The organism is Pseudomonas sp. 2FG, from assembly GCF_005502935.1.
Lineage (GTDB): Bacteria > Pseudomonadota > Gammaproteobacteria > Pseudomonadales > Pseudomonadaceae > Aquipseudomonas.
This window is the reverse complement of record NZ_SCMP01000016.1, coordinates 73057-90015: the sequence shown is the minus strand read 5'-3', so window position 1 is coordinate 90015 and position 16959 is coordinate 73057. Positions and strand designations below refer to the sequence as shown.

The following is a 16959-nucleotide window of genomic DNA, read 5'->3' as shown; positions in this document are numbered from 1 at the left end:
GGCGGCTAACACACGACCTTGAACGCACCCATAGAACCGCATCGCTTTATCCTCGAACCCTTTGAGGCTCGCCGCTTCGCCAATCTCTGCGGGCAGTTCGACGAGCACTTGCGCTTGATCGAGCAACGCCTGGCCATCGAAATCCGCAACCGCGGTAATCAATTCGAGCTGATTGGCCCTGCCGAACACACCCACTCCGCCGAGCAGCTGCTGCGCCGGCTGTACCGCGAAACCAACACGACCCAGCTGTCGCCGGATCTGGTGCACCTGTTCCTGCAGGAGTCCGGCCTCGAAGAGCTGAACAACCCGCGAGCCGAGGCCAGCGTCACCCTGCGTACCCGCAAGGGCATCATTCGCCCACGCGGCAGCAACCAGCAGCGCTACGTCAAAGCGATCCTCAACCACGACATCAACTTTGGCGTCGGCCCGGCCGGCACTGGCAAGACCTACCTGGCCGTCGCCTGCGCGGTGGATGCGCTGGAGCGCGAACAGGTCCGCCGCATCCTGCTGGTGCGCCCAGCGGTGGAAGCGGGCGAGAAACTCGGTTTCCTCCCGGGCGACCTGGCGCAGAAGATCGACCCCTATCTGCGCCCACTGTACGACGCACTGTACGAAATGCTCGGCTTCGAACAGGTCGCCAAGCTGATCGAGCGCCAGGTGATCGAACTCGCGCCGCTGGCTTATATGCGCGGCCGCACGCTGAACAACAGCTTCATCATCCTCGACGAGAGCCAGAACACCACGCTGGAACAGATGAAGATGTTCCTCACCCGCATCGGTTTCGGCTCCACCGCGGTGATCACCGGCGACATCACCCAGGTCGACCTGCCGCGCGGCACCAAGTCAGGGCTGACCCATGTGATCGATGTGCTGCGCGACGTGCCCGGCATCTCCTTCACCCACTTCAAGTCCAAGGACGTGGTCCGTCACCCATTGGTGCAGCGCATCGTCGAAGCCTACGAGCGCCACGAGAACCGCATGCACGGCAAGCTCGACGACGAACTCGACACGGATGGCGACAATGCTTGAGCTCGACCTGCAAAACGCCAGTACCGCCAGCAGCCCCAGCGCAGCCGAGTTCCGCCTCTGGTGCGAACTGGCCCTGCGCCAGCGCTCGGCCTCCTCCGAGCTGACCATCCGCCTGGTCGACGAGCCGGAAGCCCGCGAACTGAACCACAGCTACCGGCACAAGGACTACGCCACCAACGTACTGTCCTTCCCCGCCGATGTACCCGACGAGTTGCTGGATATCCCACTGCTGGGCGATCTGGTGATTTGCGTGCCCGTGGTCGCCCGCGAAGCGGCCGAGCAGGGCAAAACGCTGGAGGCCCACTGGGCGCACCTGGTGATTCACGGCTGCCTGCATCTGCTCGGCTACGACCACATCGAGGATGAAGAGGCCGCCGAGATGGAAGGCTTGGAACAACAATTGCTCGCCGAACTGGGTCACCCCGACCCTTACGCCGGCGACGAATAGCCTGACCTCCGTCAGGCACCAGAAAGGAACACTGAGAAACCAGCATGAGCGAAGACCGATCGAGCAACGGGCAAAAATCCTGGTTGGGGAAAATCACCCAGGCCTTTGCCCACGAGCCGAAAAACCGCCAAGAACTGCTGTCGCTGCTGCGCGAAGCCCATCAGAACAAACTACTCGACAGCGAAGCGCTGGCCATAGTCGAAGGTGCGATCCAGGTCGCCGACCTCCAGGTCCGCGACATCATGGTCCCGCGCTCGCAGATGATCAGCATCAAGTCCAGCCAGACCCCCCGGGAGTTTCTCCCGGCGATCATCGAGTCTGCCCACTCGCGCTATCCGGTGATTGGCGAAAGCCTTGACGACGTCATCGGCGTGCTGCTGGCCAAAGACCTCTTGCCGCTGGTGCTGCACGACGAAAACCACACGTTCAACATCAAGGATCTGCTGCGCCCGGCCACCTTCGTGCCGGAGTCCAAGCGCCTCAATGTGCTGCTGCGCGAGTTCCGCGCCAACCACAACCACATGGCCATCGTCATCGACGAGTACGGCGGCGTGGCAGGCCTGGTAACCATCGAGGACGTGCTGGAACAGATAGTCGGCGACATCGAGGACGAGCACGACGTCGAGGAGGACAGCTACATCAAACCGCTGCCCAGCGGCGATTTCCTGATCAAGGCCCTGACGCCGATCGACAGCTTCAACGAGTCCTTCGCCAGCCAGTTCTCCGATGACGAGTTCGATACCGTCGGCGGCCTGGTGATGAGTGCGTTTGGCCATCTGCCCAAGCGCAACGAAGTGACCGAGATCGGCGACTACCGTTTCCGCGTACTGAGCGCCGACAGCCGCCGCATTCATTTGCTGCGCCTGACGCCGATGTCGCGCTGAGCCGATCACGCATGAAGCAACCCAAAACAGGAAAACCTGCTTAAGCCCGTCGCGCGCGCAGCAGATATCAAGCAGGTTTCAAGGATCGAGCATGAATTGGATCGTACGCCCGGGCTGGCCCGGCAATCTGCTGGCGACTCTGGCCGGCGCCCTGACCACCCTGGCACTCGCGCCCTTCGATATCTGGCCGCTGGCGCTGCTGTCCATCGCCCTGTTCTACCTCGGCTTGCGCGACCTCGGTCCACGTCAGGCGCTGTGGCGCGGCTGGTGCTATGGCTTCGGCCTGTTCGTCGCCGGCACCAGCTGGATCTACGTCAGCATTCACGACTACGGCGCCGCCTCGGCGCCGCTGGCGGCCTTCTTGACCCTGTTATTTTGTGCCGGCGTGGCGCTGTTCTTCGCCTTGCCCGGCTGGCTATGGGCGCGCTGGTTGCGCCGCAACGAGGCGCCGCTGGCCGACGCCCTGGCGTTCGCCGCCCTGTGGCTGGCCCAGGAGGCCTTCCGCGGCTGGTTTCTCACCGGTTTCCCCTGGCTCTACGCCGGCTACAGCCAACTGCACGGCCCACTCACCGGGCTCGCACCGGTGGGTGGCATGTGGCTGCTGTCGTTCGTCCTGGCACTGACGGCGGCCCTGCTGGTCAACCTGGCGCACCTGCGTAGCCGCAAGCTGTTTCTCGTCATCGGCCTGGTGCTGCTGGTTGCGCCCTGGGTCGCCGGCCTGGGCCTGAAGGGCCAAGCCTGGACCGAACCCGCCGGCGCGCCCCTGAAAGTGGCGGCGATGCAGGGCAATGTCGCGCAACAGATGAAATGGGATCCCGAACAGCTCAACGCCCAACTGGCCCTGTACCGCGACATGAGCTTCGGCGCGCAGCCAGTCGACCTGATCGTCTGGCCGGAAACCGCAGTTCCCGTGCTCAAGGAGTTCGCCGAAGGCTATCTCGGCGTCATGGGGCGCTTTGCCAACGAGCGTCAGGCCGCACTGATCACCGGCGTGCCGATCCGCCAGGTCGATAAGCAGGGCGCGAAACGCTACTACAACGGCATCAGCGTCATCGGCCAGGGCCACGGCACCTATCTGAAACAGAAGCTGGTGCCGTTTGGCGAATACGTACCCCTGCAGGATGTGCTGCGCGGCTTGATCGCCTTTTTTGACCTGCCGATGTCCGACTTCGCCCGCGGCCCCGCCGATCAGCCGTTGCTCGAAGCCAAGGGTTACCGGATCGCCCCCTATATCTGCTACGAAGTGGTCTACCCGGAGTTCGCCGCCAGCCTCGCCGCGCAGAGCCAGATCCTCCTGACCGTCAGCAACGACACCTGGTTCGGCACCTCCATCGGCCCCTTGCAACACCTGCAGATGGCGCAAATGCGCGCCCTGGAAGCCGGCCGCTGGATGATCCGCGCCACCAACAATGGGGTGACCGGCCTGATCGACCCGTTCGGCAAGCTGGCCGTGCAGATTCCACAGTTCCAACGCGGCGTGCTGTACGGCGAAGTGGTGCCGATGCAGAACCTGACGCCCTATCTCAAATGGCGCGCCTGGCCGCTGGTAATCCTCTGCGGCCTGCTGTTTGGCTGGGCCTTGTTGGCCAGCCGGATGGCAAAAACCCTATAAGGCCCTGCCGGAGGGGTAGTGCCGTGTTTAGCGCAACCCCGCCGACAGCTCAGCGATAAGCCAAGGGATAAGCGAGCAAGCCGAGCGCTTCGTTCAACAGCATGCCGCTCTGCCAAATTGCCTTGCTCTCCGGCAGCCAGCCGCCCAGCGGGCGAGCATTCGGCACGCCGAGAAAACCTACCGGCGCCGCTATCACCGCGAAACCCACCCGTTCGAAACTCCAGCGTGAGCGCGGCATATGCCCGGCCTGGGTGACCAGCACGATCCGCTTGATCCCCGCGTCCCGCAACATTTCGGCGCTGTAACTGGCGTTTTCCCAAGTCGTGCGGCTCAGCCCCTCCAACCAGCGCACGCTGACGCCGAAGTCGCGAGCCAATACCTGCGCCATCAACGCCGCCTCACTGGGCGGCTGGCCGTAATGCAGGCCGCCGCTGACCAGCACCGGCAAGCCTGCCGCCTTGGCCAGGCGCGCCGCATAGCGCAAACGCTCCAGCGTCAGCGCACTGGGCTGATCGCCGCCCCAGGCTGGGTCGGCCTGCTCGCGCCCGCCACCCAGCACCACGATGGCATCGGCACGCTGCGCCAACCCGGCCCATTCGACCTCGGCCAACGCCGGCTCGCGCTCCAACGCGCGCGCCGCCCACTCCACGCTGATCGGCAAACTCATCAGCCAGAGCCCGGCAAACCCCAGCACGAAGCAGGCTGCCGCCGCACGCGGGGAGCGGCGACGCAGCCACCAGCCGACGAGCAGCAACAGCAGCAGACCGCCCGGCGGCAGAAGCAGTTGTTTGAGCAGGTAACGCAGCGGCATCGAGCACCTCCTCGGAGCCTGTAGGGCTTAGACGTCCGTAGCGAGAAAGTCTGGGATTGAGAACGTTTTTTTCACTCAGGCGAGGCAAATAGTCATTCTCTTTAACGAGGCTGAGTGGAAAAACGGGCCAATATCCTGGCTTTCGCAGTAGGACAGCTCTAAGTCCGACAGGCTCCCGGGGTGCCCGCAGCCTAACGGGGATTACCGGCGCGAAAAAGCTGTGAGCCACAAACGAGGCAGGCCTGCACACCCTCCCCCGGCTGCCAATGCGCAATCGCGCCACAGAGGGCGCAGAGTAGTTTTTGCCGACGCTTGAACAGCGCTTTCGATTTGCCCTCCAGCTTATTGCTGGCACGACCGGGTTTAGTCCAGCGCAGCGGCGTGTGTTCGAGCAGCGCCAGCTCCTGGGCGGCGGCATGCCAACCGCGCAACCAATGCAGATCGCGATCCAGGTACGCGCGAATCAACTCCAGTTCCGCCGGGCTCAGCCCGCGCAACTCCAACTCACGCGGCGGCTCCTTATGCAGGCGAGTGGCACTATCGGCCTCATCCAGCGCCAAAGCGAGGCGTTGCAGCAACCGCTCATACAGCCCGCCTCGCGCTTCTGCTCGCCGCAATTCGCCCATCCATTCACCTCGCGCAAGGCACGCCCCACTTCACCCCCTACTGAAAGCTTAGCGTCGCACCTTCAACCGGCTACGCGCCGCGACCAACGGCGGGCCGAGGCCAGCCCGCGTGGCACCCAGGATAATCAAGGTTTCCCACGGCCGAGGGCGCTCATGTATGCTACGACGTTTCCTGTAAGCCCCCTTTTTCAGCCTAAGTAGCCATGCACGAACTCTATCAGCCCCGTGAAATCGAAGCCGCCGCGCAAACCTACTGGGACGAGCGAAAGTCCTTTGTAGTCAGTGAACAACCAGGCAAAGACACCTTCTATTGCCTGTCGATGTTCCCCTACCCCAGCGGCAAGCTGCACATGGGGCATGTGCGTAACTACACCATCGGTGACGTGATCGCCCGCTACCAGCGCATGCAAGGCAAGAACGTGCTGCAGCCGATGGGGTGGGACGCCTTCGGCATGCCGGCGGAAAACGCCGCGATGAAGAACAACGTCGCGCCAGCCAAGTGGACCTACGAAAACATCGCCTACATGAAGACCCAGCTGAAGAGCCTGGGTCTGGCCATCGACTGGTCGCGCGAAGTCACCACCTGCAAACCGGACTACTACCGCTGGGAACAATGGCTGTTCACCAAGCTGTTCGAAAAAGGCGTGATCTACCGCAAGAACGGCACCGTCAACTGGGACCCGGTCGACCAGACCGTGCTGGCCAACGAACAAGTCATCGACGGCCGCGGCTGGCGTTCCGGCGCCCTGGTCGAGAAGCGCGAGATCCCGATGTACTACTTCAAGATCACCGCCTACGCGGATGAGCTCTTGAGCAGCCTGGACGAGTTGGATGGCTGGCCGGAACAGGTCAAGACCATGCAGCGCAACTGGATCGGCAAATCCCGCGGCATGGAAGTCTGCTTCCCTTACGACCAGGCGTCGATCGGCGCCGCGGGCGTCTTGAAAGTCTTCACCACCCGCCCGGACACCTTGCTCGGCGCGACCTATGTCGCCGTCGCCGCCGAACACCCGCTGGCGACGCTTGCCGCCAAGGGCAATGCCGAGCTGCAAGCCTTCATCGACGAATGCAAACGCGGTGGCGTGGCCGAAGCCGATATCGCCACCCAGGAAAAGAAAGGCCTGCCGACTCCGCTGTTCGTCGAACACCCGCTGACCGGCGCCAAGCTGCCGGTGTGGGTCGCCAACTACGTGCTGATGAATTACGGCGAAGGCGCGGTGATGGCCGTGCCGGCCCACGACGAGCGCGACTTCGAGTTCGCCCACAAATACCAGCTGCCGATCAAGGCGGTGATCCGCACCAGCGCCGGCGAGCAAACCCCGGCGCCCTGGCAGGACGCCTATGGCGAGCACGGTCAACTGATCAACTCCGGCGAATTCGACGGCCTGGACTTCGCCGGCGCCTTCGACGCCCTCGAAGTCGCCCTGCTGAAGAAAGACCTCGGCCAGGCGCGCACCCAGTTCCGCCTGCGCGACTGGGGCATCAGCCGCCAGCGTTACTGGGGCTGCCCGATCCCGATCATCCACTGCGCCAACTGTGGCGACGTGCCGGTGCCGGAAGAGCAACTGCCGGTGGTCCTGCCGGAAGATGTAGTGCCGGATGGCGCTGGCAGCCCACTGGCGCGGATGCCCGAGTTCTATGGCTGCGCCTGCCCGAAATGCGGCGCGCCGGCCAAGCGCGAAACCGACACCATGGACACCTTCGTCGAGTCCTCCTGGTACTACGCGCGCTACGCATCGCCGCAGTACGGCGACGGCATGGTCGACCCGACCGCGGCCAACCACTGGCTGCCGGTGGATCAGTACATCGGCGGTATCGAACACGCCATCCTGCACCTGCTCTACGCGCGTTTCTTCCACAAACTGATGCGCGATGAAGGCCTGGTCAGCTCCAACGAGCCGTTCAAGAACCTGCTCACCCAAGGCATGGTGATCGCGGAGACCTACTACCGCCTGGAAGCCAACGGCGCCAAGACCTGGTTCAACCCGGCCGACGTGGAAATCGAACGCGATGCCAAGGCCAAAATCATCGGCGCCAAGCTGAAAAGCGACGGCCTGCCGGTGGAAATCGGTGGCACCGAGAAGATGGCCAAGTCGAAGAACAACGGCGTCGACCCGCAGTCGATGATCGATGCGTACGGTGCCGACACCTGCCGGCTGTTCATGATGTTCGCCTCGCCGCCAGACATGAGCCTGGAGTGGTCGGATTCCGGCGTCGAAGGCTCGCATCGTTTCCTGCGCCGCGTCTGGCGTCTCGCCCAAGCTCACGTTATCCAGGGCCTGCCGGGCAGCCTGGATCAAGCCAACCTGAGCGATGGGCAAAAAGACGTGCGCCGCGCCATCCACCTGGCGATCAAGCAAGCCAGCCAGGATATTGGTCAGCACCACAAGTTCAACACCGCCATCGCCGCGGTGATGACCCTGATGAACGTGCTGGAAAAAGCCCCGCAAGCCTCCACTCAGGATCGCGCGTTGCTGCAGGAAGGCCTGGAAACCGTGGCCCTGCTGCTGGCTCCGATCACGCCGCATATCTGCCATGATCTCTGGCGGGAACTCGGCCATGCCGGCGCGATCATCGACGCCACCTGGCCAGTGCTGGACGAGTCCGCGCTGGTGCAGGACAACCTGCAACTGGTGGTCCAGGTCAACGGCAAGCTGCGCGGGCACATCGACGTAGCCGCCACCGCTTCGCGCGAAGAGATCGAGGCCGCCGCACGGGTGAACGAGAACGTGCTGCGCTTTACCGACGGCCTGACGATTCGCAAGGTCATAGTAGTGCCGGGCAAGCTGGTCAATATCGTCGCGAGCTGATTAAGCTCTGCAGCAGTCAGGCAGACTGCTGCAGAGAGCCTATCGAGGCATCGCTGAGCCTTGGGCTGCAACGATGCAAATGGTTTAAGGGGAAACAAGATGATCAAACGGAATCTGTTGGTAGTGGGTCTGGCGGCGCTGCTGAGTGCCTGTGGCTTCCAGTTGCGCGGCACTGGCGATACTCAGTTCGCCCTCAAGGAGCTTGACCTCACTGCCCGCAATGCCTATGGCACCACCGTCAAAGAAGTGCGTCAGGTGCTGGAAAGCAACGACGTCAAAGTCTATCCCGGCGCCCCTTACACCCTGGTTTTGGCAAAAGAAGCCGAAAGCCAACGCACCGCCAGCTACACCAGCAGCGCCCGCAGCGCAGAATATGAGCTGACCATGACCCTCGACTACGAGCTGCGCGGCGCCAAGAACCTGCTGCTGCTGAGCAGCCAGCTGGAAGTGCAGAACGTCTACGTCCAGGACGAAAACAACCTGATCGGCTCCGACCAGGAAGCCGCGCAAGTGCGCCAAGAAATGCGCCGCGACCTGGTCCAGCAGTTGGCGCAACGCCTGCAGCAGATCAGCCCAGACCAGCTCGATCAACTGCAGCAAACCGCTGAAGCCAAGGCCAAGGCCGAAGCCGAGGCGCTGGAAGCCGCCCGCCAGGCGGAACAAGCCCAGCCGCAGCAATCGCCGCTGCAACTACCGATCAAGACTCAGTAAGCCGCGCGGGGCCGCCACTGCGGCCCCCGTGGTTGCCCGCCGATGAAACTCAACCCCGCCCAACTCGCCAAACACCTCCAGGGCCCCCTTGCTCCGGTGTATGTGGTCAGTGGTGACGACCCCTTGCTCTGCCAGGAAGCCGCAGACGCCATCCGCGCGGCGACCCGCAGCCAGGGTTTTTCCGAGCGCCAGGTGTTCAACGCCGAAGCCAACTTCGACTGGGGCACGCTGCTGCAAGCCGGCGCCAGCCTCTCGCTGTTCGCCGACAAGCGCCTGCTGGAACTGCGCCTGCCCTCCGGCAAGCCCGGCGACAAGGGCACTGCCGCCCTGCTGGAATACCTCGCCCGCCCACCGGAAGATACCCTGTTGCTGATCAGCTTGCCGAAACTGGATGGCAGCGCGCAGAAGACCAAGTGGGCCAAGGCGCTGATCGACGGCCAACAGGCGCACTTCATCCAGATCTGGCCAGTCGAGGTCCAGCAGCTGCCCCAGTGGATTCGCCAGCGCCTGGCGCAGGCCGGCCTGGCCGCCAGCCAGGCGGCGGTGGAGCTGATCGCCGCGCGCGTCGAAGGCAACCTGCTGGCCGCGGCTCAGGAAATCGAGAAGCTCAAACTGCTCGCCGAAGGTGGCCAGATCGACGCCAACACCGTACAAGCGGCGGTAGCCGACAGTGCGCGCTTCGACGTTTTCGGCCTGATCGACGCCGCACTCAATGGCGAGGCCGCGCACGCCCTGCGCACCCTCGAAGGCCTGCGTGGTGAAGGCGTAGAGACCGCCGTGATTCTCTGGGCGCTGGCCCGCGAACTGCGCCTGCTGGCCAACCTGGCGCAGCAATACAGCCAAGGCGTGCCCCTGGACAAAGCCTTCAGCCAAGCCCGCCCACCGGTCTGGGACAAACGCCGGCCGTTGGTCAGCAAGGCCCTGCAACGGCACTCCGCAGCACGCTGGGCCAGACTGCTGCTGGACGCGCAGCGCATCGATGCGCAGATCAAGGGTCAGGCAGCCGGCGACCCGTGGATCGACCTGAGCCGCCTGACCCTGATGATCGCAGGGCAGCGCCTGGCTCTGCCGTCGGAGTGACCTGCCGGCACGGACGTAGCCCTGGACATTTTTTATACCAAGCCCGATGATCCGCGCGCCTGCACTGTGCAGCGCCCACTAGAGGATCGGCCATGGCCAAACACTCCAAGCACGGCCCGAACAAGGCCAAGTCCCTGGTAGCGCAACCGCTGTTCCGCTGTCGCCAGGAACAGCCCCGCAAGGGCAAAGGTAGCTACCGCCGCGAAGCCTCCCCGTCTCACCACTGGGAGGCTTCGGTCTTTCTGGCGGCCTGAAAACCCGGCACAGCCCCTTCATGTTAAGGTTGCCGCTGGCAAAAAAGCTGTGAGAGCACCGATGCTGAACCTGTCCCCGCGAGGCCTTGCCTGCGCCGCCCTGAGCCTCAACCTAAGCCTGCTAGCCGCTTGCGCCGAAGCGCCAACGCAAACGTCCGCGCGCTCTAAACCCGCCACCAGTGTAAGCAGCCAAGCCACGCCCAGCACAGAGCCGAGCCTGCCGACAGCCACCCTGAGCTTTGCCGACTGGCGTAACCGGTTGCGCGACGAGGCCCTGGCCGCCGGCATCAGCCCGGCGCTGTTCGACCGCGCCTTTGCCGGCGTCACCCTGGATCCGGCGGTACTCGCCGCCGACAGCAGCCAGCCGGAATTCACCCGACCGATCTGGGCATACCTGGACGGTGCCGTATCTGCCAGCCGGATCGCCCGCGGCCAGGCTCAGCAGGCGCAACAAGGCGCGACGCTCGAGCGCATCGAGCAGCGCTATGGCGTGCAAGCCGAAACCTTGGTGGCCATCTGGGGCATGGAGAGCGGTTACGGTAGCAATATCGGCAACAATAGCGTGATCCGCTCGCTCGCCACCCTGGCTTACGAAGGCCGCCGCCAAGGGTTCTGGCGCGACCAGCTGCTGGCCGCACTGCAGATTCTCGAACATGGCGACATCAGCCCCGAACGTCTGATCGGCTCCTGGGCCGGCGCCATGGGCCAAACGCAATTCATGCCGACCACCTATAACCAGCACGCGGTGGACTTCGATGGCGACGGTCGCCGCGACCTGTGGAGCTCGCCGGCCGACGCCTTGGCTTCCGCCGCTCACTACCTGCAAGCCTCTGGCTGGCGACACGGACAACCCTGGGGCTTTGAAGTGCGGCTGCCGGGCGGCTTCGACTATGCCCTGGCCGACCCGGAGCAGCACCTGAGCCTGGCCGAATGGGCCGCCCTTGGAGTGCAACCGCTAAACGGCGCGACTGCACCGGCGCTGGCCGGCGAGTCGGCCACCCTGCTGCTGCCCAGCGGGCATCGCGGCCCGGCCTTTCTGCTGATGAATAACTTTCGCAGCATTCTCAAGTACAACAACTCCTCGTCTTACGCGCTGGCAGTCGGCCTGCTGTCCGACGGGATCCGCGGCGCCAACAGTCAAGTCGTCGCGGCCTGGCCGCGTAACGATCCACAACTGGGGCGTAGCGAACGCATCGAGTTGCAGGAACTGCTGGCTACCCACGGCTTCAACCCCGGCGCAGCCGACGGGATCATTGGCGCGAACACGCGCAAAGCCGTGCAGGCCTATCAGCAGACCTTGAGGGTGCCTGCCGATGGTTACCCGAGCCATGAGCTGCTCGACGCGTTGCGTTCGCGCCCCTAACAACCCGGGCATGACGCGGCAAACAAAAAGGGCGACCCACTGGGTCGCCCTTTTTGTTTAACCTCGACGCGCTTAGCTGTTCTTCGCGCCATGCGCCTGTTGATCGGCATGGTACGAAGAGCGCACCAGCGGGCCGGAAGCGACGTTCTTGAAGCCCATCTTGGTGCCTTCCTCGGCAAACCAGGCGAAGGTGTCCGGATGCACGAAACGCTGGACTGCCAAGTGGCTACGCGACGGTTGCAGGTACTGGCCGAGGGTGAGCATGTCGATATCGTGCTCACGCATGCGCTGCATGACCTCGATCACCTCCTCGTCGGTCTCACCGAGGCCGAGCATCAAGCCGGACTTGGTCGGGACCTGCGGGACCATCTGCTTGAACTTCTGCAGCAGGTCCAGCGACCACTCGAAATCCGAGCCCGGACGCGCGGCCTTGTACAGGCGCGGTACGGTCTCCAGGTTGTGGTTGAACACATCGGGCGGCTCATTGGCGGTGATCGCCAAGGCGACGTCCATGCGGCCGCGGTAATCCGGCACCAGGGTTTCCAGCTGCACGCCTGGCGACAGCTTGCGGATCTCGCGCAGGCAGTCGACAAAGTGTTGAGCGCCGCCGTCGCGCAGGTCGTCGCGGTCCACCGAGGTGATTACCACGTACTTCAAACGCAGGTCGGCGATCGCCACCGCCAGGTTCATCGGCTCGTCGGCGTCCAACGGCTTCGGCCGGCCGTGGCCAACGTCGCAGAACGGGCAGCGGCGGGTGCAGATGTCGCCCATGATCATGAAGGTCGCAGTGCCGCCGGAGAAACATTCGCCGAGGTTCGGGCAGGAAGCTTCTTCGCAGACACTGTGCAGCTTGTGCTTGCGCAACAGCTGCTTGATCCGATCGACCTCAGGAGAGATCGGCATGCGCACACGAATCCAGTCGGGTTTGCGTGGCAGCTCATCGGTCGGGATGATCTTCACCGGAATCCGCGCGACCTTCTCCGCGCCGCGCAGCTTGACCCCAGCTTCCACTTTCACCGGGCCTTTGCCCGTCAACTCTACCGTGTTCATAGCGATTCAATTCCGCCCGTCAGGGTCGTCTGTTCAGCGTAGTCGAGGTGTTTGACGAGCTGCGCACGCAGCCGGGCACTTACCTCGGCAAATTCTATTGGGCCAACCAAATCACGCAGCTGGGTCATCGCCATGCCGGCATAGCCACAGGGGTTGATCCGCCCGAACGGCTCCAAATCCATATCCACATTCAGCGCCAGGCCATGAAAGGAGCGGCCGTTGCGAATCCGCAGGCCCAACGAGGCGATTTTCGCACCGTCCACATAGACCCCCGGCGCATCGGCTTTGGCTACCGCACTCACCCCGTAACTGGCGAGCAGATCGATCAGGCTCGACTCGATGCGACTGACCAGCTCACGCACACCGATATCCAGGCGGCGCACATCCAGCAACAGATAACCGACCAATTGACCGGGCCCGTGATAAGTCACCTGCCCGCCACGATCGACCTTGACCACCGGGATATCGCCGGGGAACAGCACATGCTCGGCCTTACCGGCCTGCCCCTGGGTAAACACCGGCGGATGCTGCAGCAGCCAGATTTCGTCCGCTGTCAGCGGCCCGCGGGTGTCGGTGAAGCGTTGCATGGCGTGCCAGGTCGGCTCATAAGGCACCTGGCCGAGCTCGCGAACGCCCAGGTTCGACGGCATCAGAGCACCATGTGCACGCGCCCGGTGGCACGCAGCTCGCTATTGATGTCTTGCAGTTGCTCGATACCGGTGGCGGTGATCAGCAGTTGTACGGTTTGATAACGGCCATTGCGGCTATCGCGCAGCACCAGGGTGCCTGCGTCAAGATCGGGGGCGTGGCGGCCAAGGATTTCGATGACCAGCTCGACAAAACCCTCGCCCGCATCGCCGATCACCTTGATCGGGTAGCGCTCGCAGGGGAATTCGATGGTTACAGCGTTAGCGTCAGTCATGATTTCAACTAAATAGTCTCGGCGAACTCGTGATTCGCAAGGGCCGCAGCCCACCCCGCTCTTATGAAGACCGGGCGGGCACTTGCCAAAGGTCAGTTAAACAACCCGTAGAAGAACAGCCGAATGCTATCCCACACGCGACGGAAGAAGCCACCTTCGTCGACCGTTTCGAGGGCGATCAGGTCGGCGCTATGCACCACGCTATCGCCCAGTTTGACCTCAACCTTGCCGATCACATCGCCTTGCTTGATCGGCGCAACCAGTTGCGGAGCCATGCTCATGCTGGCTGCCAGCTTCTTCAGTTGGCCCTTCGGCAGGGTCATGGTCAGATCCTGGGCCAGGCCGGCCTTGACCTGACGAACGGCGCCTTTCCACACCGGCGCCTGCGCCAGTTCGGCACCCTTCTGGTAGAAGGTCTGGGTCTCGAAGAAGCGGAAGCCGTAGGTCAGCAACTTCTGGGTTTCCGCCGCCCGGGCCTGCTCGCTGGCAGTGCCGAACACCACGGAGATCAGCCGCATGCCGTCACGCACGGCCGAGGACACCAGGCAGTAGCCCGCCTCATCGGTATGGCCGGTTTTCAGCCCGTCAACGGTCTTGTCGCGCCACAGCAGCAGGTTACGGTTGGGCTGCTTGATGTTGTTCCAGAAGAACTCTTTCTGCGAGTAGATGGCGTAGTGCGCCGGGTCTTCGTAGATGATCGCGCGGGCCAGACGCGCCATGTCATGCGCCGTGGAGTAATGCTCGGGATTGGGCAGGCCCGTGGCGTTCATGAAGTGGCTGCCGCTCATCTCGAGCTTTTGCGCAGTGGTGTTCATCATGTCGGCGAACGCGTCTTCGCTACCGGCGATGTGTTCGGCAATCGCCACGCTGGCATCGTTACCGGACTGAATGATGATGCCGTGCAGCAGATCGCTGACCGATACCTGGGTGCCGACCTGGATGAACATCCGCGAACCACCGGTACGCCAGGCGTTTTCGCTGACAGTCACCAGATCGCTCTCGCCAATCTGGCCGCGACGAATCTCCAGAGTCGCCATATAGGCGGTCATCAACTTGGTCAGGCTGGCCGGCGGCAGGCGCTGATCGCCATTGCTCGCGACCAACACGTTGCCGCTGGCGGCATCCATCAGCACATAAGCCTTGGCCGCCAGTTGCGGGGGCGCCGGAACAACCTGCTCGGCCGCCCAGGCAGCGGGCGTGGCGATCAACAGGACAAGCAGGCTCAAGCGTTGCGTAAAGGTGGTGATGTTCATCCGTCTCTCGAATTCACTAATGGCAAACAGGCCCTTGCGGGCAAATCGGGTGAAGCCGTTACTCCGGCTTCACTAAGGTCGGCTGACCCAGATTGGCCAGCCGCACGCTGTCTTGTAGTTGCTCGGCTTCACCCTGAGTGTTGACCGGCCCCAGCCGCACTCGATGCAGGGTCTGCTGGTTGCGCACCACCGAGCTGATAAACACCGGCGCACTCACCGTCTCGCTCAGTTTGGCTCTGAGCAGCTCGGCAGCGTCCGGATTGGCGAAGGCGCCCACTTGGAGATACAGGCCAGAGGCTCCGACTAAAGCGTTTTTTTTTGCGTCGATCTGCACCGGCAGGACGGCCGCGGCATGCTGCTGGGGCGGCGGACTGTACTGCTCGACAGGCTGGGCGATGGGCTGGGCAATGGCTTGCACCGCCGGCTGCGGTTGGGCCTGGGCCTGGGCCTGGGCCATTTGCGGCTGGGCCAACACCATCGGCACCGGCCGGCCTTGCTGCGCCCACCACTCGTTCGGGTCGATGCCCTCGACCTTGACCCGCGCGGTGCCGACTTCGGCATAGCCGAGCTTCTTCGCCGCGGCAAAGGACAGGTCGATGATCCGGTCGGAATAGAACGGCCCGCGGTCGTTGACCCGCAGGATCACGCTCTTGCCATTCTCCAGGTTGGTCACGCGCACATAGCTGGGCAGCGGCAGGGTCTTGTGCGCCGCGCTCATGCCGTAGAGATCGTATTTCTCGCCGTTGGCCGTGGCCTGGCCGTGGAACTTGGTGCCATACCAGGATGCGGTACCGCTGGCCTGATAGCGCCGCGCATCGGGCATCGGGTAATAGGTCTTGCCCAGCACCGTGTAGGGGTTGGCCTTGTAGGCGCCGTGATGCGGCATCGGCACAGCGTCGGGAATCCGCGACACATCGACATCCCACCAGGGCGCGCCGTCCTTGTGCGGGCGGGCAAAGTCGCCCGGCCCGGAAGGAGCCCCCGACTGCCCCGCTGGCGGGGCATGACTGGTGGAGCAACTGGCCAGCAACAGCGCCAAAGCGCCATACGCCGCCAGCTTAGTCGGCAGTGCCTGCATTACTTAGTGCCCCGTGCCTGGACCAGTAAGTCGGACAGCTGATGCACGGCCATGGCGTACATCGCGCTGCGGTTATAGCGGGTGATCACATAAAAGTTCGGCAGGCCCAGCCAATACTCGGGGCCCGCCTCGCCTTCGAGCCGGAAAGCGGTGACCGCCAGATCGTCACGCAACGCCTCATGGCTAGCCCAGCCCAGCGCCCGCAACTGGCCTACCGTCTTCACCGGATCCAGCCCCTGGGTCAGCCCCTCATCGGCCTGCTCGCCATTGATCTGCGCGGTACTCACCACCGGTTCGCCGGTCACCCAGCCGTGACGTTTAAAGTAGCTGGCAACACTGCCGATCGCATCATCAGGATCACTCCAGATGTTGATCTGGCCATCGCCGTCGAAGTCCACCGCATAGGCGCGGAAGCTGCTCGGCATGAATTGCGGCAGGCCCATGGCGCCCGCGTAGGAGCCCTTCAGGGTCAGCGGATCGAGCTGTTGCTCGCGCGCCAGCAAGAGGAACTGCTTGAGCTCCTTGCGGAAGAATTCGGCCCGCGGAGGGTAATCGAAGCCCAGTGTCGACAGGGCGTCGATCACCCGGTAGCTGCCGGTGTTGCCACCGTAGAAGGTTTCCACCCCGATGATCGCGACTATCACCTGCGCCGGTACCCCATACTCCCGCTCGGCCCGCGCCAACGCCGCTTCGTGCTGACGCCAGAAGTCCACCCCACGGGCGATCCGCGAGTCGGTGATAAAGATCGGTCGGTAGTCTTTCCAGGGTTTGACCTTCTCCGCCGGGCGCGAGATGGCATCGAGGATGGTCTGCTTGCGCTCGACTTCGCGAAACAGGCTGACCAGTTGCTCACCGGCAAAACCATAGTCGCGGGTCATCTCCGCGACGAACTCGGCGACCTGCGGCGACCCCTCATAATCAGCGGCCAGCGCCTGCTGGGCGAAACCACAGAGGCCCGCGAGGCCGACCCAATGTGCCGTGCGAGTAGCCCAGCGACGCAAACCTAGCATTAAATCCCTCACCCCAAT

The 16959-nt window shown here is 63.7% G+C and carries 17 protein-coding genes; 9 read left to right on the top strand and 8 right to left on the bottom strand.

Features of this window, described 5'->3' with window-relative positions; all coding sequences use genetic code 11:
* The first annotated feature begins 18 nt into the window (after positions 1-18).
* The 4 genes from FFS13_RS16400 (at position 19) to lnt (ending at position 3973) form a co-directional block, all read left to right on the top strand.
* Positions 19-1029 (top strand): PhoH family protein, encoded by a 1011-nt coding sequence (locus FFS13_RS16400; protein WP_137820137.1) that lies wholly within the window; start codon positions 19-21, stop codon positions 1027-1029.
* A complete protein-coding gene (gene ybeY, locus FFS13_RS16395; protein WP_137820136.1) occupies positions 1022-1477 on the top strand; it encodes an rRNA maturation RNase YbeY in 456 nt (151 codons plus the stop codon). Before FFS13_RS16400 ends, ybeY begins: the two co-directional genes overlap by 8 nt.
* A 44-nt stretch (positions 1478-1521) precedes the next feature.
* Positions 1522-2361 (top strand): HlyC/CorC family transporter, encoded by an 840-nt coding sequence (locus FFS13_RS16390; RefSeq protein ID WP_137820135.1) that lies wholly within the window; start codon positions 1522-1524, stop codon positions 2359-2361.
* Between the two features lie 91 nt (positions 2362-2452).
* Positions 2453-3973, top strand: coding sequence for an apolipoprotein N-acyltransferase (gene lnt, locus FFS13_RS16385; RefSeq protein WP_137820134.1), 1521 nt, complete (start codon positions 2453-2455; stop codon positions 3971-3973).
* 49 nt (positions 3974-4022) lie between these two features.
* Here the strand turns inward: lnt and FFS13_RS16380 are convergent, their stop codons facing one another.
* The gene (locus tag FFS13_RS16380) at positions 4023-4784 is read right to left on the bottom strand and encodes a YdcF family protein (RefSeq protein WP_137820133.1); all 762 of its coding nucleotides are present in this window, start codon (positions 4782-4784) and stop codon (positions 4023-4025) included.
* Positions 4785-4975: 191 nt separating this feature from the next.
* Positions 4976-5410 (bottom strand): hypothetical protein, encoded by a 435-nt coding sequence (locus FFS13_RS16375; RefSeq protein WP_137820132.1) that lies wholly within the window; start codon positions 5408-5410, stop codon positions 4976-4978.
* A gap of 203 nt (positions 5411-5613) precedes the next feature.
* On the opposite strand from FFS13_RS16375, the gene leuS reads away from it, so the two are divergent.
* The 5 genes from leuS to FFS13_RS16350 all read left to right on the top strand — a co-directional run bounded on the left by leuS (position 5614) and on the right by FFS13_RS16350 (position 11628).
* Positions 5614-8220, top strand: a complete 2607-nt coding sequence (leuS, locus tag FFS13_RS16370; protein ID WP_137820131.1) for a leucine--tRNA ligase — start codon at positions 5614-5616, stop codon at positions 8218-8220.
* Between the two features lie 99 nt (positions 8221-8319).
* Positions 8320-8931, top strand: coding sequence for an LPS assembly lipoprotein LptE (gene lptE, locus FFS13_RS16365; RefSeq protein ID WP_137820130.1), 612 nt, complete (start codon positions 8320-8322; stop codon positions 8929-8931).
* Between the two features lie 42 nt (positions 8932-8973).
* Complete coding sequence (gene holA, locus FFS13_RS16360; protein ID WP_137820129.1) at positions 8974-10011, top strand: DNA polymerase III subunit delta; 1038 nt, start codon at positions 8974-8976, stop codon at positions 10009-10011.
* Positions 10012-10103: 92 nt separating this feature from the next.
* Entirely contained in the window at positions 10104-10265 is a 162-nt protein-coding gene (arfA, locus tag FFS13_RS16355) for an alternative ribosome rescue factor ArfA (RefSeq protein ID WP_137820128.1), read from the top strand.
* 61 nt (positions 10266-10326) lie between these two features.
* Complete coding sequence (locus tag FFS13_RS16350; protein ID WP_137820127.1) at positions 10327-11628, top strand: lytic murein transglycosylase; 1302 nt, start codon at positions 10327-10329, stop codon at positions 11626-11628.
* A 72-nt stretch (positions 11629-11700) separates the two neighbouring features.
* Here FFS13_RS16350 and lipA read toward each other — a convergent pair whose 3' ends face one another.
* From lipA to mltB, 6 genes are all read right to left on the bottom strand, one after another.
* Complete coding sequence (lipA, locus tag FFS13_RS16345) at positions 11701-12678, bottom strand: lipoyl synthase (RefSeq protein ID WP_137820126.1); 978 nt, start codon at positions 12676-12678, stop codon at positions 11701-11703.
* Positions 12675-13328 (bottom strand): lipoyl(octanoyl) transferase LipB, encoded by a 654-nt coding sequence (gene lipB, locus FFS13_RS16340; RefSeq protein WP_137820125.1) that lies wholly within the window; start codon positions 13326-13328, stop codon positions 12675-12677. The genes lipA and lipB overlap by 4 nt, the downstream gene beginning before the upstream one ends.
* On the bottom strand, positions 13328-13600 hold the full coding sequence (locus FFS13_RS16335) for a DUF493 domain-containing protein (protein ID WP_137820124.1): 273 nt from the start codon (positions 13598-13600) through the stop codon (positions 13328-13330). Before FFS13_RS16335 ends, lipB begins: the two co-directional genes overlap by 1 nt.
* Before the next feature lie 92 nt (positions 13601-13692).
* Positions 13693-14853: a D-alanyl-D-alanine carboxypeptidase family protein gene (locus FFS13_RS16330; RefSeq protein ID WP_137820123.1), complete on the bottom strand. Its 1161-nt coding sequence runs from the start codon at positions 14851-14853 to the stop codon at positions 13693-13695.
* 58 nt (positions 14854-14911) lie between these two features.
* Entirely contained in the window at positions 14912-15931 is a 1020-nt protein-coding gene (locus FFS13_RS16325; protein ID WP_137820122.1) for a septal ring lytic transglycosylase RlpA family protein, read from the bottom strand.
* Complete coding sequence (gene mltB / locus FFS13_RS16320; protein WP_137820121.1) at positions 15931-16941, bottom strand: lytic murein transglycosylase B; 1011 nt, start codon at positions 16939-16941, stop codon at positions 15931-15933. Before mltB ends, FFS13_RS16325 begins: the two co-directional genes overlap by 1 nt.
* Between the last annotated feature and the right edge of the window lie 18 nt (positions 16942-16959).